Raw genomic sequence first — 2,536 nt, 5'->3', positions numbered from 1 at the left:
TTTGCGTCTCGGCCTCCGGTCGTAACCGCTCCCCGTCGAGTGCTGGGTCAGGATCTTTAACGGTTGCAGTCTCCCGCGAGCTGGTTTCGGATCCAGTCTCCTCCGGCAAGCCGACGACGCGTTCCTGAATCGAGGTATAGTCCGAAGTCTCCGGCGTTTCCGCCAGCCCCGCCCGCACCGGATTCAGATCCACATAGGCCATCGCTGCCAACAACGCCTTCTCATCGAGCAATGCCTGGCTCTTGAAGCGACCTTCCCAGAAACGCCCCTTCACCCCATCCTCCGCATTGGCCCGGCGGGCGATGTGCTCGTTGAGAGTACGCATGAACCAGGACAAATCGTGTAACCGCTCCCGATAGACCGCGGCAAGCGCCTCCACCTGGGCAACCTCCGCCTGGCTCATCGACCTTCGTGATTCTGAGAGATACCGGGTTACCAACAAAGGTCCGGTGAAGAGCGCTGTCCAACGCCTCAATACCTCCTCCATCGACCAATCCAAGGCCCGTCCCCGGTCGATGCGCACCACGATATGGTAGTGGTTACTCATCACCGCGTAGGCGGCCACATCAATGGCAAACAGGGCGGCAAGCTGCTGAATACGCTCGACAATCCAACCGCGGCGGTGGTCGAAATTCCGACCCGAAAACGGGTCCTCGCCACACAAGAAGGCGCGGCGCACACAACGACAAACACAATGATACCAGGGGGTGTCTTCAAGGGAGACGAGAACGGAGCGGGGAGCGGTCATGAGAGGTTCTCTGTGGTTCCGTGTCGAAAGGCAGCTTAGTTTGAGAGGGAAAAGATGTCAAACAAAGTGGGTGTCCTTCTCTTTCTTTTTTAACCGGGCGGCCACAATAGACCCTGATTTGACAAAATGCGCTGTCGGTCGCTCCGGTTCACGGCATTGTTAGCTGCTCTGCTGCCGCTCTAATGCCGACCGCAACGTCAGCAAAAGCAGAATCCTCATCTGTCCAATTTGAAATTGGGCGCGCATCCTTTGGAAGAGCCTGAATCTTACCAAATGGTGCCGGTTGCCAGTCGCAGGAGCGTAGAATGACAGGGATGACTCTTGCCTCTCCAGACTTATGTCGCTCCAAGGCCCGCCTCATCTCAACGTCCCAGCAGTAGTCGGAAGCCAAAAAGTTGGCGCTGATTAGGAATAGAATAATGTCCGCTCTTTCGAGTTCATCTGCGATTATTCCAGCGTAATCTGCTCCCGTATCAATTCGGCGATCGCTCCAGCTATCGATCACGTTTTGCCTCCTCAAAAGGCTCAGGTGCATCTGAAGTCTTTGGGCCATGGCCTCGTCAGCATGCGCGTAGCTGTAAAATAGCTTCACCGGACCGGGACGTCGTGTTTTGGGTTGTGGGATATTGAATTGACCAGCTTGAGCCCGGGCCAGCTCGCGCAACCGGTCGTTCTCTTGGGTGAGTGCGACTATCCGCTTGAGTAAGTCCTCATTGCTTGCTTCATTCGCGCGCACCCATCCGATAGCTGGGTTAAGGTTGATTTCTTGGATTAGACTTATGGCGACTTTGTATTGAAGTTCCTGAGCATTCTTCCAGTACTTGCAGTGGTGGTTCTGTAGCTTGTCGCGGAATTCTTGGAGCTTCTTCCGGGCCACTGGTTTCATCTCTACTTTACCGGCGGGTATCGTGTCTGGGTCTTGGTGCAGGAATGCCAAGACCGGCTTATTCGTTTTTTTGGCATAGTCGTATTCCCTCTCCGTGTAGCTGATACCGTCACTATCTGTGGATCCATACATTCCACCGATGATTAGTACATAGTAGTCGGAATCGTCGATGACCCGTTCGATCACTTCCCACGGCGTAGAGTCGGAAGCGGGAAACAGTTCCATCCCCGCAGGGAAGTGGTTCATGTTAAGGACTGCATCAAGAACGGCTTGCCGCTCCTCCTGTAGATCACGAAACGTCGAACTGATGAAGACTTGGTATCGAATATGCTTCATGTCTTCACCTAGCAGCTAACGTCGCAAATCAGCAGCGCGAGGCACGAGCGTCGGCTGGATTTGCCTTGTTAGGTGGCTAGTTGGAGTTACAGCCCCATACTCTAACGATACAATTCGCTCCACCATAGTTCCCACAATACCGAAGAGCCTCGCTTCTAGCTCGGCTTGAACTTGAAGCAGTGGCCCAGCCATACACAGTGCTGCCATGTGCCTGATCCGCAGCATACGCAGCACAGCCATTAGAGAATGTTTTTACAATATAACACCCGCTGCCACATTCTTGCAGAGCCCTATCTCGTGCATCTGACATAGTTGGGTAATCATATGAAAACCCATACTGAGAACCCTGATTGCCATCTATAGCCAGTGCGCCATTCGCTAAGGCAGTAGAGTTGTATATCACTATTACCGCTGACATCAATACAAATATACATTTCATGGTTTTTCTCCGGTTTTTACCTCGTTTTTACTACATCAGGTGATGGTAAGGCGAAGCACCGCCTAACTACAAGTAGACCTCAAAAGCGACGTAAGAAAATACGTCGAAAGTGAGGCCTAATCTGCTC

3 protein-coding genes are annotated in these 2,536 nt (G+C 52.9%); all 3 read right to left on the bottom strand.

The features are described from left to right. A partial coding sequence (locus E1958_RS19390; RefSeq protein ID WP_424945099.1) for a transposase occupies nucleotides 1-748 on the bottom strand: 748 nt, incomplete at its 3' end. Between the two features lie 148 nt (nucleotides 749-896). Then, nucleotides 897-1,970, bottom strand: coding sequence for a DUF4062 domain-containing protein (locus tag E1958_RS19385; RefSeq protein WP_133513332.1), 1,074 nt, complete (start codon nucleotides 1,968-1,970; stop codon nucleotides 897-899). Between the two features lie 76 nt (nucleotides 1,971-2,046). Further along, the gene (locus E1958_RS22205) at nucleotides 2,047-2,388 is read right to left on the bottom strand and encodes a DUF4189 domain-containing protein (protein WP_133513333.1); all 342 of its coding nucleotides are present in this window, start codon (nucleotides 2,386-2,388) and stop codon (nucleotides 2,047-2,049) included. Nucleotides 2,389-2,536 lie beyond the last annotated feature (148 nt).

Origin of the sequence: Candidatus Thiosymbion oneisti, assembly GCF_004359955.1 — a bacterium.
Taxonomy (GTDB): domain Bacteria; phylum Pseudomonadota; class Gammaproteobacteria; order Chromatiales; family Chromatiaceae; genus Thiosymbion; species Thiosymbion oneisti.
This window is presented reverse-complemented; position numbering and strand designations above follow the sequence as displayed.